This is a genomic window from Streptomyces sp. SudanB5_2050 (genome assembly GCF_964272335.1).
GTDB lineage: Bacteria > Actinomycetota > Actinomycetes > Streptomycetales > Streptomycetaceae > Streptomyces > Streptomyces rochei.
In genome coordinates this window covers 3262445-3289288 of the sequence record NZ_OZ186760.1, presented here as the reverse complement: position 1 = coordinate 3289288, position 26844 = coordinate 3262445, and the positions used below count along the sequence as shown (strand labels likewise).

Below are 26844 nucleotides of genomic sequence, written 5' to 3'. Positions count from 1 at the left end.
GGACACGGACGTATTGACTAGTTCTATTCACGAGGCGAGTATGTGAATATCCGCAGTAACAATCCGCCGGGAGCAAGCCACCAGGAGGCACACCATGTCCGGACCCCGCCCTGTCCGCGCGCCACGCGGCACCACGCCGAGCGCCCTGGGCTGGCAGCAGGAGGCCGCCCTGCGGATGCTCCAGAACAACCTGGACCCGGAGGTCGCCGAACACCCGGACAAGCTCGTCGTCTACGGCGGCACGGGGAAGGCGGCCCGCGACTGGCGCTCCTTCGACGCGATGGTGCGGACGCTGGAGACCCTCAAGCAGGACGAGACGATGCTCGTCCAGTCCGGCCGCCCGGTCGGCGTCATGCAGACCCACGAGTGGGCCCCGCGCGTCCTCATCGCCAACTCCAACCTGGTCGGCGACTGGGCCAACTGGGAGGAGTTCCGCCGCCTGGAGGCCCTCGGCCTGACCATGTACGGGCAGATGACGGCCGGCTCCTGGATCTACATCGGCACCCAGGGCATCCTCCAGGGCACCTACGAGACCTTCGCCGCCGTCGCCGCGAAGAAGTTCGGCGGCACCCTCGCCGGGACCATCACCCTCACCGCCGGCCTCGGCGGGATGGGCGGCGCCCAGCCGCTCGCCGTCACGATGAACGACGGCGTCGCGATCTGCGTCGACTGCGACCCGCGCGCCATCGACCGCCGCATCGAGCACCGCTACCTCGACGTCAGGGCCGACAACCTCGACCACGCCCTCCAGCTCGCCACCGAGGCCCGGGACCGGCGCGAGCCGCTGTCCATCGGCGTCCTCGGCAACGCCGCCGAGCTGGTCCCGCAGCTGCTCGCCATGGGCGCCCCGATCGACATCGTCACCGACCAGACCTCGGCCCACGACCCGCTGGCCTACCTGCCCACCGGGATCGCCTTCGAGGACATGGCCGACGCCGCCGCCAAGGACCCGGCCGGCTTCACCACCCGGGCCCGCGAGTCCATGGCCCGGCACGTCGAGGCCATGGTCGGCTTCCAGGACGCCGGAGCCGAGGTCTTCGACTACGGCAACTCCATCCGCGGCGAGGCCCAGCTCGCCGGATACGACCGCGCCTTCGCCTTCCCCGGCTTCGTACCGGCGTACATCCGCCCCCTGTTCTGCGAGGGCAAGGGACCCTTCCGCTGGGCCGCCCTGTCCGGCGACCCCGCCGACATCGCCAAGACCGACAAGGCGATCCTCGACCTCTTCCCGGAGAACGAGTCCCTGGCCCGCTGGATCAAGATGGCCGGTGAGCGCGTCCACTTCCAGGGACTGCCCGCCCGCATCTGCTGGCTCGGCTACGGCGAGCGCGACAAGGCCGGTGAGCGGTTCAACGACATGGTCGCGAGCGGCGAGCTGGCCGCGCCGATCGTCATCGGCCGCGACCACCTCGACTGCGGCTCCGTCGCCTCCCCGTACCGCGAGACCGAGGCGATGCTCGACGGCTCCGACGCCATCGCCGACTGGCCGCTGCTCAACGCCATGGTCAACGTCGCCTCCGGCGCCTCCTGGGTCTCCCTGCACCACGGCGGCGGCGTCGGCATGGGCCGCTCGATCCACGCCGGGCAAGTCACCGTCGCCGACGGCACCGCGCTCGCGGGCGAGAAGATCCGCCGGGTCCTCACCAACGACCCCGGCATGGGCGTCATCCGGCACGTCGACGCCGGGTACGACATCGCCGAGTCGGTCGCCGGGGAGCGGGGCGTGCGGGTGCCGATGCGCGAGGGCGACGCGGCGCACGAGGGTGGCGACGCGTGAGTTTCCACAGCATGTGGGCGGAGCTGCTGCCGGTCGGCCGCAGCTCCGCCTCCGGCGGCTACCGGCGCTACGCCTGGACCGGGGCCGACGCCGACTGCCGGGCCTGGTTCCGGCAGCAGGCCGAGGCGCGCGGGCTGGCCCACGAGGTGGACCGCAACGGCAACCAGTGGGCCTGGCTCGGCGACCCGGCCGAAGGGGACGCGGTCGTCACCGGCTCCCACCTGGACTCCGTGCCCGACGGCGGTGCCTTCGACGGCCCCCTCGGCGTGGTGTCGGCCTTCGCGGCCCTGGACGAGCTGCGCGGCAGGGGAGCGCGGCTCACCAGGCCGCTGGGCATCGTCAACTTCGGCGACGAGGAGGGCGCCCGCTTCGGCCTCGCCTGCGTCGGCTCCCGGCTCACCGCCGGCGCGCTCACCGTCGAACAGGCCCACCGCCTGACCGACGGCGACGGCATCACGCTGCCGCAGGCCATGGAGGCCGCCGGGTACGACCCGGACGCCATCGGCCCCGACCCCGAACGGCTGGGCCGCATCGGCGCCTTCGTCGAACTCCACGTCGAACAGGGCCGTGCCCTCGACCTGTCCGGCGACCGGATCGGCATCGCCTCCGCCATCTGGCCGCACGGACGCTGGCGCTTCGACTTCCGGGGCGAGGCCAACCACGCCGGCACCACCCGCCTCGCCGACCGCCGCGACCCCATGCTGTCCTACGCCGAGACCGTCCTCGCCGCCCGCCGGGAGGCCGAACTCGCGGGCGCCGTCGCCACCTTCGGCAAGATCGGCGTCGAACCCAACGGCGTCAACGCCATCCCCTCCCTGGTGCGCGGCTGGCTCGACTCCCGCGCCGCCGACCAGGCGACCCTGGACACCGTGGTCACCGGCATCGAGAAGGCCGCCCGCGAGTACGCCGCCGCCCACGGCGTCGACCTCGGCGTCGAGCGGGAGTCCTTCACCCCCGTCGTCGAGTTCGACCACGCCCTGCGCGACGAACTCGCCCGCATCCTGGGCACCGACACGGAACTGAGGGTCCCCGTCCTCGGCACGGGCGCCGGACACGACGCCGGAATCCTCTCCGGACGCGTCCCGACCGCCATGCTGTTCGTGCGCAACCCCACCGGCGTCTCGCACTCCCCGGCCGAGTACGCCGCCGAGGACGACTGCGTGGCCGGGGTGAGCGCACTCGCCGACGTACTGGAAGGACTGGCCTGCACGTGACGACCACCGAGCGGACCCGGACCTACTGGCTGGAGCACGCCTGGCTCGGCACCCACGTCGAGCCGGGCGTCGCCGTGGACGTGGGCGACGACGGCCGCATCGCCGCCGTCCGCACCGACGTCCCCGCCCCGCCCCCGGGCGCGGAGATCCTGCGCGGCCTGACCCTGCCGGGACTGGCGAACGCCCACTCGCACGCCTTCCACCGCGCCCTGCGCGGCACCGTCCAGGTCGGCTCGGGCACCTTCTGGACCTGGCGCGAGGTCATGTACTCCGTCGCCGACCGGCTGACCCCCGAGACCTACCTCGACCTCGCCCGCGCGGTGTACGCCGAGATGGCCCTGGCCGGCATCACCACCGTCGGCGAGTTCCACTACGTCCACCACGCCCCCGGCGGCACCGCCTACGCCGACCCCAACGCGATGGGCGAGGCCCTGATCCAGGCCGCCGCCGACGCCGGTGTCCGCATCACCCTCCTCGACACCTGCTATCTGTCCTCCGGCTTCGGACAGCCGCCCGACACCCACCAGCTCCGCTTCTCCGACGGGACCGCGGACGCCTGGGCCCAGCGCTGTTCCCTTCTCGAGGAACGGGATCACGCGCGGATCGGAGCCGCGGTCCACTCGGTGCGGGCCGTGCCCGCCGACCAGTTGGCGACCGTGGCGCGGTGGGCCGAGGAACGGCGGGCGCCGCTGCATGTGCACCTGTCCGAGCAGACCGCCGAGAACGACGCCTGCCACGCGGCCCACGGGTGCACCCCGACCCGGCTCCTCGCCGACCACGGTGTGCTCGGACCCCGCACCACCGGCGTCCACAACACCCACCTCACCGACGAGGACATCGCCCTGCTCGGCGGCAGCCGCACCGGCACCTGCATGTGCCCGACCACCGAACGGGACCTCGCCGACGGCATCGGCCCCGCGGTCGCCCTCCAGCAGGCGGGCTCCCCGCTCTCCCTGGGCTCCGACAGCCACGCCGTCGTCGACCTGCTGGAGGAGGCGCGCGCCATGGAGCTGAACGAGCGCCTGCGCACCCGCACCCGAGGCCACTGGACCGCCGCCGCCCTGCTGCGCGCCGCGAGCGCCGACGGGCACGCCGCCCTCGGCTGGGACGACGCCGGCACCATCGAGCCCGGCGCCCGCGCCGACCTCGCGACCGTCGCCCTCGACTCGGTCAGGACGGCCGGGCCGCTGCCCAGGCTGGGCGCCGAGACGGCCGTGTTCGCGGCGACCGCGGCGGACGTGCGACACACGGTCGTGGGCGGACGGCACGTCGTACGCGACGGGGCCCACACCCTCGTACCCGATGTGCCGCGGGCCCTCGCGCGGGCCGTGGCAGCCCTGCGCGCCTAGCGACGACCACCGCCGGCCCCCACTCCCGCCCCCACGAGGACACCACGGACCCCATGAGCAGCAGCACCGTCATCACCAACATCGCCGCACTCGTCACCAACGACCCCTCCCTCGGCGACGGCTCCCCCCTCGGACTGGTCCGGGACGCGGCCGTCGTCATCGAAGGCGACCGCGTCGCGTGGACCGGTGAGTCGAGCAAAGCACCCGCCACCGACAACCGGGTCGACGCCGGCGGCCGGGCCGTCCTGCCCGGCTTCGTCGACTCCCACTCCCACCTCCTCTTCGGCGGCGACCGCACCGAGGAGTTCAACGCCCGCATGTCCGGCCGCCCCTACAGCGCCGGCGGCATCCGCACCACCGTCGCCGCCACCCGTGCCGCGACCGACGCCGAACTGGAGGCGGGCCTCACCCGCTACCTCGCCGAGGCCCTGCGCCAGGGCACCACGACCTTCGAGACCAAGTCCGGCTACGGACTGACCACCGCCGACGAGTCCCGCGCCCTGCGCGTCGCCGCCCGCCACACCGACGAGGTGACGTTCCTCGGCGCCCACATCGTCGCCCCCGAGCTGGCCGACGACCCCGCCGCCTACGTCGCGCTCGTCACCGGCGAGATGCTCGACGCCTGCGCCCCCCACGCCCGCTGGATCGACGTCTTCTGCGAGAAGGGCGCCTTCGACGGCGACCAGGCCCGCGCCATCCTCACCGCGGGCAAGGCGAAGGGCCTGCACCCCCGCATCCACGCCAACCAGCTCTCCTACGGCCCCGGAGTGCAGCTCGCCGTCGAACTCGACGCCGCCAGCGCCGACCACTGCACCCACCTCACCGGCGCCGACGTGGACGCCCTGGCGAACAGCCGCACCGTCGCCACCCTGCTGCCCGGCGCCGAGTTCTCCACCCGTGCCCAGTGGCCCGACGCCCGCCGCCTGCTCGACGCCGGAGCCACGGTCGCGCTGTCCACCGACTGCAACCCGGGCTCCTCCTTCACCTCCTCGGTGCCCTTCTGCATCGCGCTGGCCGTACGCGACATGGGGATGACGCCGGACGAGGCGGTCTGGTCGGCCACCGCGGGCGGCGCCGCGGCCCTGCGCCGCGACGACATCGGCCGTCTGACCCCCGGTGCCTACGCCGATCTGGCCGTCCTCGACGCCCCGAGCCACGTCCACCTGGCCTACCGGCCGGGCGTCCCGCTGGTCCGCGAGGTCTGGCGCCGGGGCGTACGGGCGGTGTGACGCCGGACCGGTCTCAGTACGCCGCTCCGGCCCGCCACCGCTGGTCGGAGCGCGCGGAGTCCGCCCCGACGAGGACGACCGAGACGCCCCCGCCCGGTGTCACCGCCCGGTCGGGCGCGATGCCGGGGCGGACGACCCCGCGCGCGTCCACGACGAACCGCAGGTTCCGCCCGTTGCGTCCGTCGACCGAGTCGCACTCCCAGATCCCGACGCCCCTGTCGACGGAGCCGCGGCTGTCCAGGCAGTAGTCGTCGTCGGCGTACGACTGGACTACACCGCGTCCGGCGTCGACCCGCCACAACTGGGTGGGGGACGCGTCGCAGGGCGCCGTCACGACGTCCGTGCCCTTCTCCAGGCCGCCGTCGATGTCGAGGCACCGGCCCGAGGCGACGTTCACCACCTGGGCGTACGTGCCGTCCGGCGCCCGGTACGACGGTGCCGACGGCGTGCGCGTCGGCGCCGGTGACGGCCGCGCGGTGTGCGACGCAGACCGGCTCGGCGCGGCGGACGGGGACGTGGCCGGCGCCGAGGGCGAGCGCGTGGGGGAGGAGGACGCCGACGCGGAGACGGTGGCCGTCACCGTCACCGGGGGCGGCCCGGCAGGCGGGCGGGAGGACGCGTGCGCCGCCGGACGGGACGGGGCGTCGCCCGGCGGCAGCAGCAGGAGGAGCAGCGGCGCCAGGGCCACGCCCAGGGCGGCCGACGCCAGGGCGAACCGGCGTGAGGGCGGCCAGGCCCCGGGCAGCGCGAGCGGGGCGCCTGTTGCCGGCTCCTCCGGCTCCCGCCCGGCGTAGGCCGTGCCCGCCCACGGCAGCAGCCCCTCGGCCAGTGCCGTGCGCGGGGCGTCCCGCAGCGTGCACTGCTCCTCGTACGCCTCCGCGCAGTGCGGACAGCGTGCCATGTGCGCGTGCAGGTCGGGACTGTCCCTGGGGCTGTCCGGCCGGATCGACTCCTCGATCAGGCGACGGAAGTCCAGGCAGCGGGGATCGCCGGAGGCGGCCAGCCGGGTCCGCAGGCAGGACCGCGCCAGTGTCCGGAGCGCGGGCGCCGTGCCGTGGGCGACGTCCTGGGCGCCGATGCCGAGCAGCACGGCGGTGCGGTCGGCGGGCTCCCGCTCCACCACGCCGTACCAGAGCAGGCCCTGGACGCGGGACGGCAGCGAGCGGAAGGCCGCCAGCAGGGGCGGGACCGGGCAGCCCGAGCCGCCCGTGTTGAGGACGAGGAGCAGGCCGGGGTCGAGTCCGGCGGAGCGCTCGTCGGCCGCCCATTCGGCCGTGACCTCGCCGGTGAGCAGCAGCAGCCGGTGCCGCCAAGGGCCGCCCGGGTCGGTGCCGCGGGCCGCCTGGCGGGCCGCCAGCGTGAAGGCACGCGCGGCCAGTTGGCGCGCCGCCGACTCCCCGGCCGCGCAGAGGCGGGCGTAGGCGAGCACCGACGGCCGGTGGCGGGCGCGCAGTTCACACAGCGCCGGGTAGGCGGTGGGCGTGTCCGCGTGCAGCAGCTCCGTCAGCCGCGCGTCGGAGGCACCGGCGTGCACGTCCTCCCCGGTCGGGCCGCCGCCGTCGGTCCAGTCGCCCCGCGCCATCCGTCCGCCTCCTCGTACCCGCCGCACCACCGGCCGGTCCTGACGTACCGGCCAGTTTGGAGGGTGCTCATAGTGGTGGAACGAGGCGTGGGAGGAAAGAGGTGTCCGCGGGTAACAGGCGGCCGTTCCGTCTCGGCGCCCCGCGTCGGCGCCGGGCGACCCGAAGGGGGGCGGCCCGACTTCGGACCGCCCCCCTGGAGGACAAGCGTCACCCGGTGAGGATCACTCCTCGACCGTGAGCCCCTTGCGCAGCTTCACGAGGGTTCGCGACAGCAGGCGCGAGACGTGCATCTGGGAGATGCCCAGTTCCTCGCCGATCTCGGACTGGGTCATCCCGGCGACGAAGCGGAGGGAGAGGATCTTCCGGTCCCGGGAGGGGAGTTCGGCGATCAGCGGCTTCAGCGACTCGACGTACTCGATGCCCTCGAGGCCGTGGTCCTCGTAACCGATCCGGTCGGCCAGCGCGCCCTCGGCGTCGTCCTCCTCCGGCTGGGCGTCCAGGGAGGAGGCGGTGTAGGCGTTGGACGCCGCCATGCCCTCGACCACCTCGTCCCTGGACAGGCCGAGGTGCTCGGCCAGTTCGGAGACCGTGGGGGCGCGGTCGAGGCGCTGGGCCAGCTCGTCACCGGCCTTGGCCAGGTCGAGGCGCAGCTCCTGGAGGCGGCGCGGGACGCGCACGGACCACGAGGTGTCCCGGAAGAAGCGCTTGATCTCGCCGATGATGGTCGGCATCGCGAAGGTGGGGAACTCGACGCCGCGCGACAGCTCGAAGCGGTCGATCGCCTTGATCAGGCCGATCGTGCCGACCTGGATGATGTCCTCCATCGGCTCGCTGCGCGAGCGGAAACGGGAGGCGGCGAACTTCACCAGCGCGAGGTTGAGCTCGACGAGCGTGTTGCGTACGTACGCGAACTCGTGGGTGCCTTCCTCCAGCGACTCCAGTCGCTCGAAGAGGGTCTTGGACAGGGCCCGGGCGTCCGCCGGAGCGACCTCGTCGTACGCGGGGATGTCCGGAAGCCCGGCGAGCGCGTCGTCGGGGTCGACGACCGCTTCGCGGTGCTCGATGGGATCCAGATGTTCCGGAGGGAGTGTCGACGTCGCTTCCTGGGTACGCGATCCGTCGAGCCGGGGTGACATGATGTCCTCCATCGTTCTCGGCATACGGCTGCCGAAGCCAAATACGTGCACTGCGGTGTGCGGCGCCTCCAAAGCCGGCCGTGTCGGTTTACGTGTCCTACTAGCCCTACCGGGTTTACCGAGCCCACCGCAAGTGTGTTCTGTGTGGGTATGTCCGTTTGTGTGCGGTTGTTCGGGTGTCGGAGTGCGCGGGGAAGGCGTAGTGTTCGAGGGCGTCAGCAAGCAGTCACGACCTCGGGAGAGAGAAACGGCATGGACCGCGGGACGGTCGGCAGTGCCCAGTCGGGCCGGCTTCTGGTGGAGGTACGGGAAGAGGGCCCCAGTGCCGTCGTGACCCCGGCGGGTGAGTTGGACCACCACACCGCCGATCTGTTGCGCGAGCCGCTGGAGGACTGCCTCGCCAAGGGATTCAACCGGCTCGTCGTCGACTGCTCGCGCCTGGAGTTCTGCGACTCCACGGGACTCAACGTCCTGCTCGGCGCGCGGCTGAAGGCGGAGGCCGCGGGGGGCGGGGTGCATCTGGTGGCCATGCAGCCGGTGGTGGCGCGCGTGTTCGAGATCACGGGGGCCGAAGCGGTCTTCACCCTCCATGACACGCTGGACGCCGCGCTGGCCGGCCAGTCCGACTGAGCTGCTCCTTGTCCGGCCGGTGGCGGGTTCCGTGCGCTCCCTGGGGCGGGCGTTTCCACACCGTCACGAGTTCCGTGCCGAATACAGGGGTGTTCGGACGGTCCGGTCGGGCAGGAGAGTCCCTGAACTGACTGTGTACGACGTACGACTTCGAAACGTGAACTGGTGAATCGGTGAGGTGAAGCGCTGATGAGCACCACCCGGCCCTACTCGCCGGGCGACCGCGGTCCGGAGCCCAGCGGCGCTTCCGGGGCGTCCGAGGGGGGCCTGCCCGGGTCCGGGGAGTCCGAGGAGGGCGGTGTGTCCGCGGGGCACGCCGCCGTGATCGGTGCGTCCGGGGCGGCCTCGTCGTCCCCGCCCGCCTCGGTGTCCGCGCCCGCGGGCGCGGGCCCGGACGCTCCCGAGGGCACCCCCGGGGGAGCCGCCGCGGGCGGCGGCGGGCGGCAGGTACGCCGGCTGAGCTTCGACGACCAGAGCGGGGTGGTCCCGCTCGCCCGTGACTTCACCCGCCAGGCGCTGTACGCCTGGGGCTGGCTGCCCTCCGCCACGGCGGACCAGCGGGCGGCCGCCGAGGACGTCCTGCTCGTCGTCTCCGAGCTGGTCACCAACGCGTGTCTGCACGCGGAGGGGCCGGAGGAGCTGTCGATCACCTGCGAGAAGAAGGTGATCCGGCTGGAGGTCTCCGACCGCGGCACCGGTCAGCCGGCACCGCGTACCCCCCATCGCGCCGGGCGTCCCGGCGGGCACGGCATGTTCATCGTGCAGCGGCTGTGCCTGGACTGGGGCGTCGTACGGACGCCGGGGGTCCCGGGGAAGCGCGTCTGGGCGGAACTCGGGGCGCCGGGGTAGCCGACGGGCTCCGGCGTCCCACACGCCTGACCGCCTGACCGCCCTGTGCGCCTGCCCGCCTGCACGCCTGTCCGCCTGTCCTGATCGGCCCGGCCCGGCCGCGTGGCGACCGCGGCGGGCGTCGTTCGTCCCGCGTCCCGCACCTACGGAGCTTCCCACCGCCCCACTCGGCTCGGCCCGCCGAGCGATGACCGTCGGGTTCCGTCCCGTAGTCCGGGCGTGCACCCGTGTCCCGAACCGGCGTCTGTCCCGGAGGGGCGTCCCCGACCGCCCGGAGGGCTCCGCCCAGGACCGGGCTCCCCGTGACCTCCCCCGGGGCCGTTCGGCCCCACCCCGCGCCCCGGCTCCTCCGGGCGCACCAGCCGTTCACTCCCGCCCCCGGCACGCCCCCGAAACGCCCGAAGGGCCACCGCACCCACGTGGGATGCGGTGGCCCTTCCGGAGACCAGAGCCGTACAGCCGGGTCGGCAGACCTCAGCGGACGTCGCCCATGAGTTCCTTGACGCGCTTGCGGTACATCCAGATCGCGACACCGGCGAGGACGGCCAGGGCGGCCTCCGCGGCCACGATGCCCGTCTTGTTGAGGTCGACGCCGGCGATGGAGAGCAGACCCGTCGTGGCGTCACCGGCGGTGACGGCCAGGAACCAGACGCCCATCATCTGGGACGCGTACTTCACCGGCGCCATCTTCGTGGTGACCGACAGGCCGACCGGGGAGAGCATCAGCTCACCGCAGGTCTGGACGAAGTAGATCGCCACCAGCCACAGCGCGGCCGCCTTGTGACCGCCGTCCGCGATGGCCAGCGGGGCCAGGAAGAGGAAGAAGGACGCGCCGACCAGGACCAGGCCGAACGAGAACTTCACGATCGTGCTCGGCTCCTTGCCGCGGCGGGCCAGCGCCAGCCACAGCGTGGCGAAGACCGGGGCCAGGGCCATGATGATGACCGGGTTCACCGACTGGAACCAGGAGACCGGGAAGTCCCACCCGAGAACGCTGGTGTTCGTCGAGGAGTCGGCGAAGATCGCCAGGGTCGAACCGCCCTGGTCGTAGATCATCCAGAAGACGGCCGCGGCGACGAAGAACCAGATGTACGCCGACATCTTGGACTGCTCGGCGCGGTCCAGCGACCTGTCGCGCTTGATGCGGGTCAGCACCAGCACCGGGATGATCACGCCGAGCAGGGTCAGCGGGACCAGGATCCAGTTCAGGGTGTAGACACCGGAGAAGCCGACGATCGCGTAGAAGACGACGGCGAGCGCGGCCCAGAACGCGGCCTTGCGCAGCGTCGAGGTCTTCTCCTCGGCCGACAGCGGCTTCGGGACGACGCTGGAGTGCGGGGCCAGGTGGCGGCTGCCGATCAGGAACTGGATGACGCCCAGACCCATGCCGACCGCGGCGAGCGCGAAGCCGAGGTGCCAGTTGACGTTCTCACCGATGGTGCCGATGATCAGCGGCGCCGCGAAGGCACCGAGGTTGATGCCCATGTAGAAGACGGTGAAGCCACCGTCGCGGCGCGGGTCGTCGGGACCGCTGTAGAGCTGGCCGACCATCGTGGAGATGTTGGCCTTCAGTAGACCCGAGCCGATGGCGACCAGGCCGAGCCCCGCGAAGAACGTGCCGGAGGACGGCAGCGCCAGCGTGAGGTGGCCGAGCATGATCACGCCACCGGCCACGGCGACGGTCTTGCGGGGACCCCAGACGCGGTCACCGAACCAGCCGCCCGGCATCGTGAGCAGGTACACCAGGGAGAGGTACACCGAGTAGATCGCGGTGGCGGTGCCGGCGTTCATGCCGAGACCACCGGGGGCCACCAGGTACAGCGGGAGCAGAGCCCTCATGCCGTAGTAGGAGAAACGCTCCCACATCTCGGTCATGAAGAGAGTGGCCAGTCCGCGGGGGTGGCCGAAGAAGGTCTTCTCGGATCCGGGGGTGCCCGGGGTGACCGAGTCCTTCGTCAGGCTGGACGCCATGGTCGATCCTTGCTGGTCGGGACGCGCTCATGAGGCGATGCGCGCCCGGTGGGGGGCGGCCGGCACCGGCGGCCTCGCCCGCCCGTCCCACGCCTGAGGGATTCCGCTCCGGATTGCGAAGCGGTGGGCGGCGGCCACCGGGATCCACGCCTCGCGTACGTCACTGCACGCGGTGAGGCCCGGCCACAGGTCATTCCTTTCGAGGCCGGCCGTGGGGGCCGGCCCGCACACAAAAGAGACCTTCAGCGTCGAACAGTCGCCAAAGGTCCTCTGGGTGCTACAGGCGCTGATTCACCATACGGCAGGACACCGCCCGGTATGGAAGGACTTGAGACACGGATCACAGGTGAAACCGGAACCGCGAACGATCTTTCGAAGGTCCCTCACAGGATGACATCCCACAGCCGCAAGTCCGTACCGGGGGGTCGGTCGGGCGGGCCGGCGGGCGCGTGTCCGGCTCGTCCGCATGTGGGGCCGGGCGGGACGGCCTCCTGGCGATCACGCCCCGGGCCCCGCTCCGGGCGGACTACCATCAGCTCATGACCCGTGTACTGCTCGCCGAGGACGACGCGTCCATTTCGGAGCCGCTGGCCCGCGCACTGCGCCGGGAAGGGTACGAGGTCGAGGTCCGTGAGGACGGACCGACCGCACTCGACGCCGGGCTGCAGGGCGGCATCGACCTGGTCGTGCTCGACCTGGGCCTGCCGGACATGGACGGACTGGAGGTCGCCCGCAGGCTGCGGTCCGAGGGGCACGCCGTACCGATCCTGATCCTGACCGCGCGCGCCGACGAGGTGGACACCGTCGTCGGACTCGACGCGGGCGCCGACGACTACGTCACCAAGCCCTTCCGCCTCGCCGAGCTGCTCGCCCGGGTCCGCGCCCTGCTGCGGCGCGGCGCCGTCGAGCCGCCGCAGCCGCCCGCCACGCACGGCGTGCGCATCGACGTCGAGTCGCACCGGGCCTGGATGGGCGAGGAGGAGCTCCAGCTCACCGCCAAGGAGTTCGACCTGCTGCGGGTGCTGGTGCGCGACGCCGGCCGGGTCGTCACCCGCGACCAGCTGATGCGCGAGGTCTGGGACACCACCTGGTGGTCCTCGACCAAGACCCTCGACATGCACATCTCCTGGCTGCGCAAGAAGCTGGGTGACGACGCGGCGAACCCGCGCTACATCGCCACCGTGCGCGGCGTGGGCTTCCGCTTCGAGAAGAACTGAGCAGCGACATCACCCGCCGACCACGGCGCCAGGACCGCCCGGGTAAGAGGACATGCGCCGTCGACTGATCCAGTCCACGCTCGCCGTGGTGCTCGTCGTGATCGCCGTCTTCGGCGTCTCGCTCGTCATCGTCGAGACCCGCACCATCAGCAGCACCGCCCAGGAGCGGGTCGACCTGGAGGCCGTGCGGCTGGCCAGCATCGTGGACAGCCGGCTGCTCGGCGCCGGGTCGGTCGACGCCAAGTTCCTGCGCGAGCAGATCCGGGACGCCCGGTACGCCGAGATCCGCATCCCCGGCGAGCCGGTCATCGAGGTCGGCAGCCGCCCGACCGGCGAGGTCATCCGGGGCACGGCCACCGGCGAGGAGGGGGAGACGGTCCTCGTCGAGGAGCCCAGCTCCTCGGTGACCCGCGAGGTCGGCCGGACCCTGCTGATCATCGGGCTGGTGGCGCTGCTCGCGGTGGTCGCGGCGGTGCTGCTGGCGATCCGGCAGGCCAACCGCCTCGCCTCCCCGCTCACCGACCTCGCCGAGACCGCCGAACGTCTCGGCTCCGGCGATCCGCGCCCCCGCCACAAGCGCTACGGCGTCCCCGAGCTGGACCGGGTCGCGGACGTGCTGGACTCCTCCGCCGAGCGCATCGCCCGGATGCTCACCGCCGAACGCAGGCTGGCCGCCGACGCCTCCCACCAGCTGCGCACGCCGCTGACCGCGCTGTCGATGCGGCTGGAGGAGATCACCCTCACCGACGACCCGGAGACGGTGAAGGAGGAGGCGACGATCGCGTTGTCGCAGGTGGAGCGGTTGACGGACGTCGTGGACCGGCTGCTGACCAACAGCCGCGACCCGCGCAGCGGCTCGGCCGTCACCTTCGAGCTGGACGACGTCATCCAGCAGCAGATCGACGAGTGGCGTCCCGCCTACCGCAGCGAGGGGCGGGCGATCGTCAGCTCCGGCAAGCGGCACCTGACGGCCGTGGGCACCCCGGGCGCGGTCGCCCAGGTGCTGGCCGCGCTGATCGAGAACTCCCTGATGCACGGCGGGGGCACGGTGGCCCTGCGGACCCGGGTGACCGGCAACCAGGCGGTGGTCGAGGTCACCGACGAGGGGGCCGGCGTGCCGGGCGAGCTGGGGGCGCGGATCTTCGAGCGGGCGATCAGCGGGCGCAACTCCACGGGCATCGGCCTGGCCGTCGCCCGCGACCTCGCCGAGGCCGACGGCGGCCGGCTGGAACTCCTCCAGGGCCGGCCCCCGGTGTTCGGTCTGTTCCTCTCCCGCACCCAGCCGCCGAAGACGTCCGGGGACTCGGGGGAGACGGTGCGCTAGCGGGCCGCGCCGCTCCGGGCGGCCCGTCGGCCGCGAAGGCTCAGCGGTGGACCGCCGGGGTCCCGTCCGTGGCCGGCACCGCCGTCGGCTGCTCGTGCTCCAGGAAGGTCTCCGCACGCGTCACCGGCTCCGGGGCCGGCAGCGTGCGGAAGACCCAGGTGCGGTACGACCAGAAGCGGAAGAGCGTGCCGATGCCGATGCCGAGGAACTTGAAGATGTTGCTCTGCAGCGGGCTGTCCCAGCCGAAGCCGTACGTCGCCGTGTAGAGCACGCCGTTCTCGATCACCAGACCGACGGCGCTGAACAGCAGGAACAGCGACATCTCGCGGGTGCGGCCGCTCTTGTCGCGGTCCCGGTAGGTGAAGTACCGGAAGCCCAGGTAGTTGAAGACGATCGCGAAGACGGTCGCGATGATGCTGGCCCGCACCACCTGGAGATCGGTGACGTGCCGTACGAAGTTGAAGACCAGGAGGTTCACCAGAACCCCCGCCCCGCCCACCGCGCCGAACTTCACGACCTCGCGGACCAGCCGGTCGACCCGCGCCCGCAGGGTGGCGCGGGGTGCGGGCGCAGCCGGGGGAGCCGGGTGAGCACCCGAGGAACCCTGTCCCATGGTCGTGCAGGCCCCCGTCCGTGGGTAGGCGTCAATCCGTTCATGCTAACCACCCGGACGCGCGATCTTCCTGCGGACGGACCCGGGGCGGCGGCCGGGGGCCGCGGGAAGGGCCGGGAAACGGCCGGTAAACAGGTGGGCCCCGCGCGGCCGATACGCTAGGGGTGTGACGTTCCCGGTAGTCGGCATGGTCGGCGGTGGCCAGCTCGCTCGTATGACACACGAGGCGGGCATCCCGCTCGGCATCAGGTTCAAGCTCCTCAGTGACACTCCCCAGGACTCCGCGGCGCAGGTCGTGAACGAAGTCGTCGTAGGCGACTATCGCGATCTGGACACGTTGCGCGAGTTCGCGCGCGGCTGTGACGTGATCACCTTCGATCACGAGCACGTGCCGACCGAGCACCTCAAGGCCCTGGAGGCGGACGGCATCCCCGTCCGCCCCGGCCCCGAGGCGCTCGTGCACGCCCAGGACAAGGGTGTGATGCGCGCGAAACTCGTGGCGATCGGCGTGCCCTGCCCGCGCCACCGGATCGTGAGCGATCCGGCGGACGTGGCCGCCTTCGCGGCGGAGGGCGACGGTTTCCCCGTCGTCCTCAAGACGGTCCGCGGCGGTTACGACGGCAAGGGCGTGTGGGTCGTGGACTCCGCGGAGGAGGCCGCCGAGCCCTTCCGCGCCGGGGTCCCCGTGCTGGCGGAGGAGAAGGTGGACTTCGTCCGCGAGCTCGCCGCCAACGTGGTCCGCTCCCCGCACGGCCAGGCGGTGGCCTATCCCGTCGTCGAGTCGCAGCAGGTCAAGGGCGTGTGCGACACGGTGATCGCGCCCGCCCCCGACCTCGACGAGGACCTCGCCCTGCGGGCCGAGGAGATGGCGCTGAGCATCGCGAAGGAACTGGACGTCGTCGGCCACCTCGCCGTCGAACTGTTCCAGACCCGCGACGGCCGCATCCTCGTCAACGAGCTGGCGATGCGCCCGCACAACTCCGGCCACTGGTCGATGGACGGCGCGATCACCTCGCAGTTCGCCAACCACGTCCGCGCCGTCCTCGACCTCCCCCTCGGCGACCCCCGCCCGCGCGCCAAGTGGACGGTGATGGTCAACGTCCTCGGCGGCGACTTCCCCGACATGTACTCCGCGTACCTGCACTGCATGGCCCGCGACCCGCAGCTCAAGATCCACATGTACGGCAAGGACGTGAAGCCCGGCCGCAAGGTCGGCCACGTCAACACCTACGGCGACGACCTGGACGACGTGCTGGAGCGCGCCCGTCACGCTGCCGGATACCTGAGAGGGACGATCACCGAATGAGCCAGGCCAGCCCGGTCAGTCCGGTTGTGGGCATCGTCATGGGGTCGGACTCCGACTGGCCCGTCATGGAGGCCGCCGCCAAGGCCCTCGACGAGTTCGAGATCCCCTACGAGGTCGACGTCGTCTCCGCGCACCGCATGCCGCACGAGATGATCGCGTACGGCGAGCAGGCCGCCGGACGCGGACTGAAGGCGGTCATCGCGGGCGCGGGCGGTGCCGCCCACCTGCCCGGCATGCTCGCCTCCGTCACCCCGCTGCCGGTCATCGGCGTGCCGGTGCCGCTGAAGTACCTGGACGGCATGGACAGCCTCCTGTCCATCGTCCAGATGCCCGCCGGTGTGCCGGTCGCGACCGTCTCGGTCGGCGGCGCCCGCAACGCCGGTCTGCTGGCCGCCCGCATCCTCGCCGCCCACGACGAGGAACTGCTGGCCCGGATGCGCGAGTTCCAGCAGGAGCTGAACGACCAGGCCACCGAGAAGGGCAAGCGGCTGCGCAACAAGGTCGCGGGCTCGGCGGCCGGCTTCGGCTTCGGGAAGTGACCCGGATGACCTCGCTCGACCGGGCCCGGGAGCTGCTGCGCGAGTTCCCCGTCGTCGACGGCCACAACGACCTGCCCTGGGCGCTGCGCGAGCAGGTCCGCTACGACCTCGACGCCCGGGACATCGCCGCCGACCAGTCCGCCCACCTGCACACCGACCTGGCCCGGCTGCGGGCCGGCGGTGTCGGCGCGCAGTACTGGTCGGTGTACGTCCGCTCGGACCTGCCCGGCGCGGTGACGGCCACGCTGGAGCAGATCGACTGCGTACGGCGGCTGATCGACCGGCACCCCGGGGAGCTGCGGGCGGCGCTGACCGCCGCCGACATGGAGGCGGCCCGCGCGGAGGGGCGCATCGCGTCCCTCATGGGCGCCGAGGGCGGGCACTCCATCGACAACTCCCTGGCCACCCTGCGCGGGCTGTACGCGCTCGGCGTGCGCTACATGACCCTCACCCACAACGACAACGTGGCGTGGGCGGACTCGGCGACCGACGAGCCCGGCGTCGGCGGTCTGTCGGCCTTCGGCCGCGAGGTGGTGCGGGAGATGAACCGCGAGGGCATGCTGGTCGACCTCTCGCACGTCGCCGCCACGACGATGCGCGACGCGCTGGACACCTCCGCCGCGCCGGTGATCTTCTCGCACTCCTCGTCCCGGGCCGTGTGCGACCACCCGCGCAACATCCCGGACGACGTGCTGGAACGGCTGCCCGCCAACGGCGGTGTGGCGATGGTGACGTTCGTGCCGAAGTTCGTGCTCCAGGCGGCCGTGGACTGGACGGCCGCCGCCGACGAGAACATGCGCGCGCACGGCTTCCACCACCTCGACTCGAGTCCCGAGGCGATGAAGGTGCACGCCGCCTTCGAGGAGCGCGTCCCGCGCCCCGTCGCCACCGTCTCCACGGTCGCCGACCACCTCGACCACATGCGCGAGGTCGCGGGCGTCGACCACCTCGGCATCGGCGGTGACTACGACGGCACGCCGTTCACCCCGGACGGTCTCGACGACGTCTCGGGCTACCCGAACCTCGTCGCCGAACTCCTGGACCGCGGCTGGTCGCGGGCCGACCTGGCCAAACTGACCTGGAAGAACGCCGTCCGGGTGCTGGGCGACGCGGAGGACGTGGCCCGCGGGCTCAGGGCCGCGCGGGGCCCGTCCCACGCGACGATCGAGGAGCTGGACGGCTGATCCGGGTGCGCGCGGGTGCGGCCGCCTGGCCCACCCGCGCGCGGCGGGCTCAGCCCGCGGTCCGGTAGGCCGTCACCGCGTTGTCCTCCTCGGCGAGGGCGATGCCGACGTAACCGTCACTGACGTAGGGCGCGATCCCCGGCCGGGTCTCCACGTCCTCGCCGGTGGCGGCGTCCACGACGACCGGGCCGTTCTCGGCGGTGGTGCCGTACACCAGGCCCTCGCGCACCAGCGTCACCTCGGGGGCGGTGCGGGTGCCGGCCTCGTCGGGCAGCGCCCACCGCTCCCGACCCGTCGCGGCGTCGAAGGCGGCGACCTGATCGGCGTCCGTGCACACGGTGGTGGAGGCGCCGTCGTAACGGCAGGTGCCGCCGGTCGCCGAGTCCCCGGGGAAGCGCCGCACCTCCTTGCCGGAGGCCGCGTCCAGCAGGAGGGCGCCGTCGCCCTCGTCGACCACGTACCCGCTCGCCACCACCGTCTTCGGGCCCGCGGCGGAGAGCCGCTCGGCGGCCACGCCGGGCTCGGACCACCGCTCCTCGCCGGTGGCCGGGTCGAGCCCCACCACCCGCCGGTCGGTGCCGTCCTCGTCCAGGCGCAGCCCCACCACGGTGCCGCCCGCGACGACCGCCCCCTCCTGGAAGTCGCCCGGCGCCGACCAGACCTTGCGGCGGCTGTCGAGATCGACGCCGAAGAGCTGCCCGTGCCCCATGACCACCACGACGCGGCCACTGCGCCCGACGACCTCGCTCTGACCCTCCTCGACGGAGTAGTGGCCCTCGGCGAGCGGGATCTCCACCGACCACGCCTTGGTGCCCTGCGCGGCGTCGGCGGCCATCAGCTCCAGCGCGTCGTGGCCCTTGGTCGTGCCCGCTCCCGGCACCCGACCGACGAGGGCCGCCAGCACCAGCGTCTTCCCGCCGTGCTCCGTGACGAGCGGCCTGCGGGCCGTGTTGCCGCCCACGAAGGGCCCCAGGTCGTCGAGCCTGGCGAGCGGTTCGCGCTCGGGCGTGATCAGGATCGGGTCGCTGGGGACGTACCCGCTGACGATCTCCAGACCGTCGGGCCTGGCGATGTACACGACGCCCTTGTCCAAGGCGATGGGCAGAGGATGCTGTACGCCCGCGATGGCGACGTTGCCCTCCCCGGCCGACTCGGGCAGCGCGACGGCCCGGTCCGTGGAGAACCGCTTCGGCGCCTCGACGTGCCGTATCCGCTCGGAGGGCGTGGCGGACGCCTCGGCGGACGCCGTGCCGCCGGAGTCGGTGCTCTTCGGGTCGTCACCGCCGGATCCCCCGCACGCGCAGAGCGCGAGCGCCGCCACCACACCGACGGCACCCCGTGCGGCCACCCCGTGCTTCATGAAGTTCCCCCTCTGTCGATCAAGACGGAGGTGAGGATAGCCAACCGGGCGGTGCCGCACCGAGCCGCGCCGACGGGCCGGGCGCGTGCGCCGTACCCCCGAACGCCCCGCCCACCAGGAAGCCCTTTCCGCTCCGTGCGACGGTGGCCTCAACGCACGACGACCGTACGGAGCCCGCCATGGCAGACCTCCAGGACGACCTGCACCCCGGCACCGAGGCCGCCGGGCTCGACGACCTGCCCGCGTCGTCCGCCGCCGAGGTCTTCCCGCCGGAGCCCTACGCCCCCGTGTCCGACCCCGGCGACGAGCCCCTGACCCGCGCCCACGCCGTGCTGGCCGCCCACCCGGTCGCCGACGGCTACAACGGCCTGGCCGGTGCGCTCAGGCACCTGCCCTGGTACGACCTGGAGCTGGGCGAGAGCGCCGTCGACACCGATGTGCCGCGGCTGCGCGCGGGACACGTGGGCGCGCTCTTCTGGTCGCTGCACCTGCCCGACGCGGTCGACGCGGACCGGGCGGTCGGCGCGACCCTGGAGCAGCTGGACCTGATCAAGACGGTCGTGCGCGCCCACCCGGAGGGCCTGCGCCTGGCCCACGACGCCGGGGAGGCCATCGACGCCCGCAACTGCGGCCGGGTCGCCGTGCTGCCGGGCCCCGCGGGCGCCACCGCGATCGGCGACTGCCTCGGCATCCTGCGCTCCCTGCACGCCCTCGGCCTGCGCGTGCTCACCCTGACCGGCGCGAGGTGGGCGAGCGAGGCGGGGCTGACCCGGTTCGGCGAGGAGGTGGTCCGCGAGATGAACCGGCTCGGCGTGATCGCCGACCTCTCCGGCGCCTCGGCCGAGACCGTCCGCCGCACCTTCGCCGTCTCCAAGGCGCCCGCGCTGTGCACCCGCTCCGCCGCCCGCGCCCTGCGCCCGCACCCCGCCAACCTCCCCGACGACCTGCTCGTGGAGCTGGGCGCGGCCGGGGGCCTGTGCATGGTGCCGCTGACGGCCGAGCAGACCGGTCCGACCGTCCGGGACGTCGCCGACCACCTCGACCACGTCCGCTCGGTGGCCGGCCCGCTCAGCGTCGGCCTGTCCGGCACCTACGACGCCGGCACCGCGCACCCGCTGGAGCTGGGCGACGCCTCCTGCTACCCGCGGCTCATCGCCGAGCTGCTGCGCCGGGGCTGGGACGAGGCGGACGTCGCCATGCTGACCTGGGGCAACGTCCAGCGGGTGCTGCGCGGCGCGGCCTTCACCGCCCGCGCGGCCCAGCTGCGCCGGCAGCCGTCGACGGCGACGATCGCCGACCTCGACGGCTGAGACGCCCGCGGGCTCAGGCGTGCTCGATCCGGCACAGGCAGAACGGGTGCCCCGCCGGATCGGCGTAGACCATGAACCCCTTCTCCTCCCGGTCCTCCAGGTCGAGGGGCCGGGCGCCGAGCGCGAGCACCCGCTCGTGCGCCGCGTCCATCTCGGCCCAGGTCGCCCCGCCGTCGAAGTCGAGGTGGAACTGCTGGGCGTTGCGGTCGGAGCGGGGCCACTCGGGCGGGGTCAGCCCGGGCGCCCGCTGGAAGGACAGCCGCGGCCCGCCCGGCACTTGGAGCACCACCCAGTCCGGGTCCTGCTCGTCGGGCGTGCCTCCGCCGACCTGCGCGTAGAAGCGGGCCAGTTCGGCCGGCTCGGGGCAGTCGACGACGACGGAACGGAAACGGGCCACGGATGCCACGGGGCCTCCCGAGTTGACGACGGGGTGGGTGTTCAGCAGGCGCAGAGGCAGAACGGGTGCCCGGCCGGGTCCGCGTAAACCCGGAAGGTGCGGGAGCGGTCCTCGGCGTCCAGCGGCTTCGCGCCCAGCTCCAGCACGGCCTTCTCCGCCGCGTCCAGGTCCTTCACGTCGAGGTCGAGGTGGAACTGCTGCGCCCCGTCCGGCCCCGGCCACTTCGGCGGTACGTACTCGGGGGCGCCCTGGAAGGCCAGCGTCTGACCGCCGGGCAGGTTGAGGTCCACCCACTCGTCCTGGCCGTCGCTCTTGTCCTCGACGGTGCCGCCGAGGACGTCGGCGTAGAAGCGGGCCAGGGCGTGGGGGTCGGGACAGTCCAGAACGACGACGCCCAGTTCGGCGATGGCCATGACTTCCTCCTTGGAGTCCGCGGTCCGGTCGACCGCGCGGTTACCTTCAGAGCACGGGTAACCGGTAACGGTTACTGCATGCTCCCCCATGAGGGGTAACGTCGCAAGCATGAGTGACAGATCGCCCGCGCCGGGGGGCCTGGCGCTGGTCGAGGACCTGGTGAACACGATCGACCTCGAGACCGGCGTCGACTCGCTGGACACACCGGAGGGCCGGGGGCGTTTCGGTGTCACGGAGGACGACCTGCCCGGGGTGCGTGAGTTGCGCGAGTCCCTGCGTGCGGTCCTGCTCGCCCACGCCGGCCACCCGCCGCACCGCACGGTGACCCCGCTGGGGGAGCTGCTGGCCGCCGCCCCGCTGGTGGTGACCGTCGACCCGGCCGACGGGGCCGCCGCCCTCGCCCCGGCCCGGGACGGCTCGCTGACCGGCAAGGTCGCGGCCGCCGTCGCCGAGGCGCTGGTCGCCGGCACCTGGGCGAGGCTGAAGGCGTGCGAGGCCGCCGACTGCCACTGGGCGTACTACGACCGCAGCCCGGCCGGTCGCGGCCGCTGGTGCTCGATGCGGGTGTGCGGGGCCCGCGCCAAGATGCGCCGGTACCGGGCCAAGGGGGCCTGAGCCGGGTCTGCCCACGGTGATCCACCGGGGCACCGGCCGGTCGCGGGACCGCCCCGGCGCACCGACGGAACGACGCCGGCCCGGCCGAGTGAGCCTCGGCCGGGCCGGCGTCGTCGTTCTCGCTTCTCGTCGCGTGCCGCCCTAGGCGGTCGGACGGCCCATCGCCCGGTACGTCCACCCGGCCTTGCGCCAGATCTCCGGGTCCAGGGCGTTGCGCCCGTCCAGGATCACCCGGGCCGTCACGGCCTCGCCCAGCGCCTCCGGGTCCAGCTCCCGGAACTCCCGCCACTCGGTGAGGTGCAGGACGACGTCGGCGCCGCGCACCGCCTCCAGCGCGGAGTCGGCGTACCCGAGCGTCGGGAACAGCCGCCGGGCGTTCTCCATGCCCTTCGGGTCGTACACCGTCACCTGCGCGCCCTGGAGGTGCACCTGGCCGGCGACGTTCAGCGCGGGGGAGTCCCGGACGTCGTCCGAGTCGGGCTTGAAGGTGGCGCCGAGCACCGCGACCCGCTTGCCCAGGAACGGGCCGCCGCCCAGCGCCTGCCGGGTCAGCTCCACCATCTGGCCGCGCTGGCGCATGTTGATCGAGTCGATCTCGCGCAGGAAGGTCAGCGCCTGGTCGGCGCCCAGCTCACCGGCGCGCGCCATGAACGCGCGGATGTCCTTCGGCAGACAGCCGCCGCCGAAGCCGATGCCGGCCCGCAGGAACTTCTTCCCGATCCGGTCGTCGTAGCCGATGGCCTCCGCCAGCTTGGCCACGTCGCCGTCGGCCGCCTCGCACACCTCCGCCATCGCGTTGATGAAGGAGATCTTGGTGGCGAGGAAGGAGTTCGCGGAGGTCTTCACCAGCTCGGCGGTCGGGAAGTCGGTGACGACGAAGGGCGAGCCCTCCGCGATGGGCGTCGCGTACACCTCGCGCAGCGTCTTCTCCGCCCGCTCGCTGCGCACGCCGACCACGATCCGGTCCGGGTGCAGGGTGTCCTTGACGGCGAAGCCCTCGCGCAGGAACTCCGGGTTCCAGGCCAGCTCGGCCTCGTCCCCGGCCGGCGCGTGCTCGGCGAGGTAGGCGGCCAGCCGGTCGGCGGATCCCACGGGCACGGTCGACTTGCCGACGACCAGCGCGGGGCCGGTCAGGTGCGGGGCCAGCGAGGCCAGCGCGGAGTCGACGTACGACATGTCACAGGCGTACTCGCCGTGCTTCTGCGGTGTGTTGACGCACAGGAAGTGCACGTCGCCGAAGGCCGCGGCCTCGGCGAAGTCGGTGGTGAAGCGCAGCCGCCCGGTGGACCCCTCGATCCCGGCGACGTGCTTGGCCAGCAGTTCCTCCAGCCCCGGCTCGTACATCGGGACCTCGCCCCGCTGGAGCATCTCGATCTTCTCGGGCACCACGTCCAGGCCCAGCACCTCGAACCCCAGCTCCGCCATGGCCGCCGCGTGGGTCGCGCCGAGATAGCCGGTGCCGATCACGGTGATCTTGAGGGCCATGGGTGCTCCAGAGGTGTACGGCAGGTGCGCGCCCGAGCATATCCGGGACGCGGGAGAACCCCGTCGAGCGGCTGTCGTCAAGCTCACCTATCCACGAACGCGGACGACGCTCTAAAATTTGGGTTACTTAACGGTAGTTAGCGTGCCCAGCATCACAGCGTTTTGGAGCGTGAGAGACCTTGGCCGGATCGGCTGACTTCGACCTGTACCGCCCGTCCGAGGAGCACGACATGCTCCGCGACGCCGTCCGCTCCCTGGCCGAGGCGAAGATCGCGCCGTACGCCGCCGCGGTGGACGAGGAGGCCCGCTTCCCGCAGGAGGCGCTGGACGCGCTGACCGCGAACGACCTGCACGCGGTGCACGTCCCCGAGGAGTACGGCGGCGCGGGCGCCGACGCGCTCGCCACGGTGATCGTCATCGAGGAGGTCGCCCGCGCCTGCGCCAGCTCCTCCCTGATCCCCGCCGTGAACAAGCTCGGCTCGCTGCCGGTGATCCTCTCCGGCTCCGAGGAGCTGAAGAAGAAGTACATGACCCCGCTCGCCAAGGGCGACGGCATGTTCTCCTACTGCCTCTCCGAGCCCGACGCGGGCTCGGACGCGGCCGGCATGAAGACCAAGGCCGTCCGCGACGGCGACTTCTGGGTCCTCAACGGCGTCAAGCGCTGGATCACCAACGCGGGCGTCAGCGAGTACTACACGGTGATGGCCGTCACCGACCCCACCAAGCGCTCCAAGGGCATCTCGGCCTTCGTCGTCGAGAAGTCCGACGAGGGCGTCTCCTTCGGCGCCCCGGAGAAGAAGCTCGGCATCAAGGGCTCCCCGACCCGCGAGGTCTACCTCGACAACGTCCGCATCCCCGCCGACCGGATGATCGGCGCGGAGGGCACCGGCTTCGCGACGGCCATGAAGACGCTGGACCACACCCGCATCACCATCGCCGCCCAGGCCCTCGGCATCGCCCAGGGCGCCCTCGACTACGCCAAGGGCTACGTCCAGGAGCGCAAGCAGTTCGGCAAGCCGATCGCCGACTTCCAGGGCATCCAGTTCATGCTCGCCGACATGGCCATGAAGATCGAGGCCGCCCGCCAGCTGACGTACGCCGCCGCGGCCAAGTCCGAGCGCGGTGACAGCGACCTCACCTTCCAGGGCGCGGCCGCCAAGTGCTTCGCCTCGGACGTGGCCATGGAGGTCACCACGGACGCCGTCCAGCTCCTCGGCGGCTACGGCTACACGCGCGACTACCCGGTGGAGCGCATGATGCGCGACGCCAAGATCACCCAGATCTACGAGGGCACCAACCAGGTCCAGCGCATCGTCATGGCGCGCAACCTGCCGTAACCGGCACGCGCGCGCCCGAGGCGTCCGGGAGGACTCAGTCCTCGTACCCCTCCGCCACCCGCCGCTCCCGCAGCTCCATGATCGCGCGGCGGCGGGCCAGGCGGTGGGTGCGGCGGATCTGGGCCTCCTGGTAGCGGCGCTTGTCCTTCTCGGTCTCGGGGATGACCGGCGGGACCGTGCGGGGCTTGCCGTCGGCGTCCACCGCGGCGAAGACCAGATAGGCCGAGCCGACCTGGGTGGCGGGCGTGGACTCGTTCCAGCGCTCGGCCATGACCCGCACCCCGACCTCCATGGAGCTGCGGCCGGTCCAGTTGACCTGGGCCTTCACATGGACGAGGTCGCCGACGCGGACCGGTTCGAGGAACGCCATCTCGTCCATGGACGCGGTGACGGCGGGGCCGCCGGAGTGCCGTCCGGCCACGGCGCCCGCCGCGTCGTCCACCAGCTTCATGATCACACCGCCGTGCACGGTGCCCAGGAGGTTGGTGTCGCTGTGGGTCATGATGTGGCTCAGGGTGGTGCGGGACGCCGAGGTCGGCTTGCCCGGGATCTCCGGAGTCGCCGACTGCGCGGCCGAGGCCGGTTCTGCCTGGTCTGTCATGGCCTCCACCTTATGCCGGGACGACAGGCGCGTGATTTGTGTCAGCTTCGCAACAGCGCCGCCCCTATTTTCCGACGACCCTTGTATGGCGCTCAGGGCGGACCTGCACACTGGTGCGCATGAATGATTGGCCCGAGGGATGGTCCGGTGACAACCGCGGCGGCGGGTACGGACGCGGCAGCGCGAGCGCGCGGCCGGAGAGCGCCCGTGTGATGCGTCAGGTCCGTCGCGGCGCTCCGCCGCCGTCCGGCCCGGGCCCGTCGGCCCCGCCGCACGGCGCCGGTGTGCCGCAGCAGCCGTCGTACGTCGACGGCCAGGGCCACGGCGGCTACGACAGCGGCTACAACACCGGCCAGGTCTACGGCAGCCCCGGCGGCCGCGGCCCCGCCGGTCCGGGCCCGCGCCAGGGGCGGCCCGCGCCCGACTGGCGGCGACGGATCAAGTGGACCGCGATCACCGTGGTGACCGCGCTGGTCGTGACCACCGTCGGCACCTACTTCTGGGCCGACTCCAAGCTCAACCGCGAGGTCGACCTCTCCAAGGTCATCGAGCGGCCCGAGGCCGGCGAGGGCACCAACTACCTGATCGTCGGCTCCGACAGCCGCGAGGGCATGACCGACGAGCAGAAGAAGGACCTGCACACCGGCTCCGCCGAGGGCAAGCGCACCGACTCGATGATGATCCTGCACACCGGGGACAACGGGGCGACGCTGATCTCCCTGCCCCGCGACTCGGACGTCGAGATCCCGAGCTTCGTCGGCTCCGAGTCCGGCAAGAAGTACGAGGGCACCGGCCGGCACGTGAAGCTGAACGCCGCGTACGCGGAGGACGGCCCCGAGCTGCTGGTGCGCACCGTCGAGCACAACACCGGGCTGCGCCTGGACCACTACGTCGAGATCGGCTTCGCCGGCTTCGCGAACATCGTGGACGCGGTCGGCGGCGTCGAGATGGACATCCCGCAGGACATCAAGGACCCGAAGTCCGGCGCCGACTTCAAGAAGGGCAAGCAGACCCTGAACGGCGAGGACGCCCTCGCCTTCGTCCGCACCCGGTACGCGCTGGCCGGCTCCGACCTGGACCGCACCAAGAACCAGCAGAAGTTCCTGTCGGCGCTGGCCAACCAGGTGGCCACCCCGTCCACGGTCCTGAACCCGTTCAAGCTGTACCCGACCATGGGCGCCGGACTCGACTCCCTCGTCGTCGACAAGGACATGGGCCTGTTCGACCTGGCGAGCATGTTCTGGGCGATGAAGAGCGTCAGCGGCGGCGACGGCACCTCGATGAACATGCCGATCTCGGGCAGCGTCGGCGGCAACCTGAAGTGGGACGACGCCAAGGTGAAGAAGCTGGTCGAGCAGTTGAAGAACGACGAGAAGGTCACCGTGACGGGCAACTGAGCCCGTC

Annotated in this window: 24 protein-coding genes; 15 read left to right on the top strand and 9 right to left on the bottom strand. The window is 72.5% G+C overall.

From position 1 onward, the window contains the following. Window positions 1-94 precede the first annotated feature (94 nt). Genes hutU through hutI form a run of 4 tightly spaced genes read left to right on the top strand, consistent with a single transcriptional unit; the run spans window position 95 to window position 5569 of the window. Window positions 95-1777, top strand: coding sequence for a urocanate hydratase (gene hutU / locus ACFZP7_RS14575; protein ID WP_031021396.1), 1683 nt, complete (start codon window positions 95-97; stop codon window positions 1775-1777). Then, complete coding sequence (locus ACFZP7_RS14570) at window positions 1774-2991, top strand: allantoate amidohydrolase (RefSeq protein ID WP_385634565.1); 1218 nt, start codon at window positions 1774-1776, stop codon at window positions 2989-2991. The genes hutU and ACFZP7_RS14570 overlap by 4 nt, the downstream gene beginning before the upstream one ends. Then, window positions 2988-4340, top strand: coding sequence for a formimidoylglutamate deiminase (locus tag ACFZP7_RS14565; RefSeq protein ID WP_125538004.1), 1353 nt, complete (start codon window positions 2988-2990; stop codon window positions 4338-4340). The genes ACFZP7_RS14570 and ACFZP7_RS14565 overlap by 4 nt, the downstream gene beginning before the upstream one ends. Before the next feature lie 53 nt (window positions 4341-4393). Beyond that, window positions 4394-5569, top strand: coding sequence for an imidazolonepropionase (hutI, locus tag ACFZP7_RS14560; RefSeq protein ID WP_385634564.1), 1176 nt, complete (start codon window positions 4394-4396; stop codon window positions 5567-5569). 13 nt (window positions 5570-5582) lie between these two features. Here the strand turns inward: hutI and ACFZP7_RS14555 are convergent, their stop codons facing one another. Continuing rightward, complete coding sequence (locus ACFZP7_RS14555) at window positions 5583-7151, bottom strand: RICIN domain-containing protein (protein ID WP_385634563.1); 1569 nt, start codon at window positions 7149-7151, stop codon at window positions 5583-5585. Window positions 7152-7373: 222 nt separating this feature from the next. After that, complete coding sequence (locus tag ACFZP7_RS14550; protein ID WP_193449257.1) at window positions 7374-8300, bottom strand: RNA polymerase sigma factor SigF; 927 nt, start codon at window positions 8298-8300, stop codon at window positions 7374-7376. 240 nt (window positions 8301-8540) lie between these two features. On the opposite strand from ACFZP7_RS14550, the gene ACFZP7_RS14545 reads away from it, so the two are divergent. Then, the gene (locus ACFZP7_RS14545; protein ID WP_019329970.1) at window positions 8541-8918 is read left to right on the top strand and encodes an STAS domain-containing protein; all 378 of its coding nucleotides are present in this window, start codon (window positions 8541-8543) and stop codon (window positions 8916-8918) included. 189 nt (window positions 8919-9107) lie between these two features. Next, window positions 9108-9767 (top strand): ATP-binding protein, encoded by a 660-nt coding sequence (locus ACFZP7_RS14540; RefSeq protein ID WP_385634562.1) that lies wholly within the window; start codon window positions 9108-9110, stop codon window positions 9765-9767. 474 nt (window positions 9768-10241) lie between these two features. Here the strand turns inward: ACFZP7_RS14540 and ACFZP7_RS14535 are convergent, their stop codons facing one another. Further along, window positions 10242-11738, bottom strand: coding sequence for an oligopeptide:H+ symporter (locus ACFZP7_RS14535; protein WP_046250362.1), 1497 nt, complete (start codon window positions 11736-11738; stop codon window positions 10242-10244). Between the two features lie 539 nt (window positions 11739-12277). Here ACFZP7_RS14535 and ACFZP7_RS14530 point away from each other — a divergent pair. After that, window positions 12278-12955, top strand: a complete 678-nt coding sequence (locus tag ACFZP7_RS14530) for a response regulator transcription factor (RefSeq protein WP_019329973.1) — start codon at window positions 12278-12280, stop codon at window positions 12953-12955. Window positions 12956-13007: 52 nt separating this feature from the next. Next, window positions 13008-14279, top strand: a complete 1272-nt coding sequence (locus ACFZP7_RS14525) for an ATP-binding protein (protein ID WP_019329974.1) — start codon at window positions 13008-13010, stop codon at window positions 14277-14279. A 40-nt stretch (window positions 14280-14319) separates the two neighbouring features. Here ACFZP7_RS14525 and ACFZP7_RS14520 read toward each other — a convergent pair whose 3' ends face one another. After that, window positions 14320-14892, bottom strand: coding sequence for a GtrA family protein (locus ACFZP7_RS14520; protein WP_030973838.1), 573 nt, complete (start codon window positions 14890-14892; stop codon window positions 14320-14322). Between the two features lie 166 nt (window positions 14893-15058). On the opposite strand from ACFZP7_RS14520, the gene ACFZP7_RS14515 reads away from it, so the two are divergent. Genes ACFZP7_RS14515 through ACFZP7_RS14505 form a run of 3 tightly spaced genes read left to right on the top strand, consistent with a single transcriptional unit; the run spans window position 15059 to window position 17921 of the window. Then, window positions 15059-16198: a 5-(carboxyamino)imidazole ribonucleotide synthase gene (locus ACFZP7_RS14515; protein ID WP_030973847.1), complete on the top strand. Its 1140-nt coding sequence runs from the start codon at window positions 15059-15061 to the stop codon at window positions 16196-16198. Continuing rightward, window positions 16195-16737 carry a 5-(carboxyamino)imidazole ribonucleotide mutase gene (gene purE / locus ACFZP7_RS14510; protein ID WP_029394366.1) on the top strand — a complete coding sequence of 181 codons (543 nt, stop codon included), beginning with the start codon at window positions 16195-16197 and terminating at the stop codon, window positions 16735-16737. Before ACFZP7_RS14515 ends, purE begins: the two co-directional genes overlap by 4 nt. A gap of 5 nt (window positions 16738-16742) precedes the next feature. After that, on the top strand, window positions 16743-17921 hold the full coding sequence (locus tag ACFZP7_RS14505) for a dipeptidase (RefSeq protein WP_019329978.1): 1179 nt from the start codon (window positions 16743-16745) through the stop codon (window positions 17919-17921). Between the two features lie 49 nt (window positions 17922-17970). Here ACFZP7_RS14505 and ACFZP7_RS14500 read toward each other — a convergent pair whose 3' ends face one another. Continuing rightward, the gene (locus ACFZP7_RS14500) at window positions 17971-19281 is read right to left on the bottom strand and encodes a PQQ-binding-like beta-propeller repeat protein (protein WP_385634561.1); all 1311 of its coding nucleotides are present in this window, start codon (window positions 19279-19281) and stop codon (window positions 17971-17973) included. A 179-nt stretch (window positions 19282-19460) separates the two neighbouring features. On the opposite strand from ACFZP7_RS14500, the gene ACFZP7_RS14495 reads away from it, so the two are divergent. Next, window positions 19461-20591: a dipeptidase gene (locus ACFZP7_RS14495; protein ID WP_031021403.1), complete on the top strand. Its 1131-nt coding sequence runs from the start codon at window positions 19461-19463 to the stop codon at window positions 20589-20591. 13 nt (window positions 20592-20604) lie between these two features. On the opposite strand, the gene ACFZP7_RS14490 is transcribed toward ACFZP7_RS14495, so the two are convergent. After that, window positions 20605-20997, bottom strand: coding sequence for a VOC family protein (locus tag ACFZP7_RS14490; protein ID WP_046250358.1), 393 nt, complete (start codon window positions 20995-20997; stop codon window positions 20605-20607). Between the two features lie 32 nt (window positions 20998-21029). Next, window positions 21030-21401, bottom strand: a complete 372-nt coding sequence (locus ACFZP7_RS14485) for a VOC family protein (protein WP_019329981.1) — start codon at window positions 21399-21401, stop codon at window positions 21030-21032. A 109-nt stretch (window positions 21402-21510) separates the two neighbouring features. On the opposite strand from ACFZP7_RS14485, the gene ACFZP7_RS14480 reads away from it, so the two are divergent. Further along, window positions 21511-22017 (top strand): CGNR zinc finger domain-containing protein, encoded by a 507-nt coding sequence (locus ACFZP7_RS14480; RefSeq protein ID WP_385634560.1) that lies wholly within the window; start codon window positions 21511-21513, stop codon window positions 22015-22017. Window positions 22018-22158: 141 nt separating this feature from the next. Here ACFZP7_RS14480 and ACFZP7_RS14475 read toward each other — a convergent pair whose 3' ends face one another. Continuing rightward, complete coding sequence (locus ACFZP7_RS14475; protein ID WP_019329983.1) at window positions 22159-23502, bottom strand: UDP-glucose/GDP-mannose dehydrogenase family protein; 1344 nt, start codon at window positions 23500-23502, stop codon at window positions 22159-22161. Window positions 23503-23681: 179 nt separating this feature from the next. Here ACFZP7_RS14475 and ACFZP7_RS14470 point away from each other — a divergent pair, with 179 nt between their 5' ends. Beyond that, the gene (locus ACFZP7_RS14470) at window positions 23682-24839 is read left to right on the top strand and encodes an acyl-CoA dehydrogenase (RefSeq protein ID WP_019329984.1); all 1158 of its coding nucleotides are present in this window, start codon (window positions 23682-23684) and stop codon (window positions 24837-24839) included. Between the two features lie 34 nt (window positions 24840-24873). Here the strand turns inward: ACFZP7_RS14470 and ACFZP7_RS14465 are convergent, their stop codons facing one another. Continuing rightward, on the bottom strand, window positions 24874-25440 hold the full coding sequence (locus tag ACFZP7_RS14465; protein WP_019329985.1) for an acyl-CoA thioesterase: 567 nt from the start codon (window positions 25438-25440) through the stop codon (window positions 24874-24876). Between the two features lie 119 nt (window positions 25441-25559). On the opposite strand from ACFZP7_RS14465, the gene ACFZP7_RS14460 reads away from it, so the two are divergent. Continuing rightward, a complete protein-coding gene (locus ACFZP7_RS14460) occupies window positions 25560-26837 on the top strand; it encodes an LCP family protein (RefSeq protein ID WP_203613565.1) in 1278 nt (425 codons plus the stop codon). Window positions 26838-26844 lie beyond the last annotated feature (7 nt).

Coding starts and splice junctions, on each gene's coding strand:
- hutU (WP_031021396.1), top strand. CDS start 95: ATGTCCGGACCCCGCCCTGTCCGCGCGCCACGCGGCACCACGCCGAGC.
- hutI (WP_385634564.1), top strand. CDS start 4,394: ATGAGCAGCAGCACCGTCATCACCAACATCGCCGCACTCGTCACCAAC.
- ACFZP7_RS14555 (WP_385634563.1), bottom strand. CDS start 7,151: ATGGCGCGGGGCGACTGGACCGACGGCGGCGGCCCGACCGGGGAGGAC.
- ACFZP7_RS14550 (WP_193449257.1), bottom strand. CDS start 8,300: ATGGAGGACATCATGTCACCCCGGCTCGACGGATCGCGTACCCAGGAA.
- ACFZP7_RS14545 (WP_019329970.1), top strand. CDS start 8,541: ATGGACCGCGGGACGGTCGGCAGTGCCCAGTCGGGCCGGCTTCTGGTG.
- ACFZP7_RS14540 (WP_385634562.1), top strand. CDS start 9,108: ATGAGCACCACCCGGCCCTACTCGCCGGGCGACCGCGGTCCGGAGCCC.
- ACFZP7_RS14535 (WP_046250362.1), bottom strand. CDS start 11,738: ATGGCGTCCAGCCTGACGAAGGACTCGGTCACCCCGGGCACCCCCGGA.
- ACFZP7_RS14530 (WP_019329973.1), top strand. CDS start 12,278: ATGACCCGTGTACTGCTCGCCGAGGACGACGCGTCCATTTCGGAGCCG.
- ACFZP7_RS14525 (WP_019329974.1), top strand. CDS start 13,008: ATGCGCCGTCGACTGATCCAGTCCACGCTCGCCGTGGTGCTCGTCGTG.
- ACFZP7_RS14520 (WP_030973838.1), bottom strand. CDS start 14,892: ATGGGACAGGGTTCCTCGGGTGCTCACCCGGCTCCCCCGGCTGCGCCC.
- purE (WP_029394366.1), top strand. CDS start 16,195: ATGAGCCAGGCCAGCCCGGTCAGTCCGGTTGTGGGCATCGTCATGGGG.
- ACFZP7_RS14505 (WP_019329978.1), top strand. CDS start 16,743: ATGACCTCGCTCGACCGGGCCCGGGAGCTGCTGCGCGAGTTCCCCGTC.
- ACFZP7_RS14500 (WP_385634561.1), bottom strand. CDS start 19,281: ATGAAGCACGGGGTGGCCGCACGGGGTGCCGTCGGTGTGGTGGCGGCG.
- ACFZP7_RS14495 (WP_031021403.1), top strand. CDS start 19,461: ATGGCAGACCTCCAGGACGACCTGCACCCCGGCACCGAGGCCGCCGGG.
- ACFZP7_RS14485 (WP_019329981.1), bottom strand. CDS start 21,401: ATGGCCATCGCCGAACTGGGCGTCGTCGTTCTGGACTGTCCCGACCCC.
- ACFZP7_RS14480 (WP_385634560.1), top strand. CDS start 21,511: ATGAGTGACAGATCGCCCGCGCCGGGGGGCCTGGCGCTGGTCGAGGAC.
- ACFZP7_RS14475 (WP_019329983.1), bottom strand. CDS start 23,502: ATGGCCCTCAAGATCACCGTGATCGGCACCGGCTATCTCGGCGCGACC.
- ACFZP7_RS14465 (WP_019329985.1), bottom strand. CDS start 25,440: ATGACAGACCAGGCAGAACCGGCCTCGGCCGCGCAGTCGGCGACTCCG.
- ACFZP7_RS14460 (WP_203613565.1), top strand. CDS start 25,560: ATGAATGATTGGCCCGAGGGATGGTCCGGTGACAACCGCGGCGGCGGG.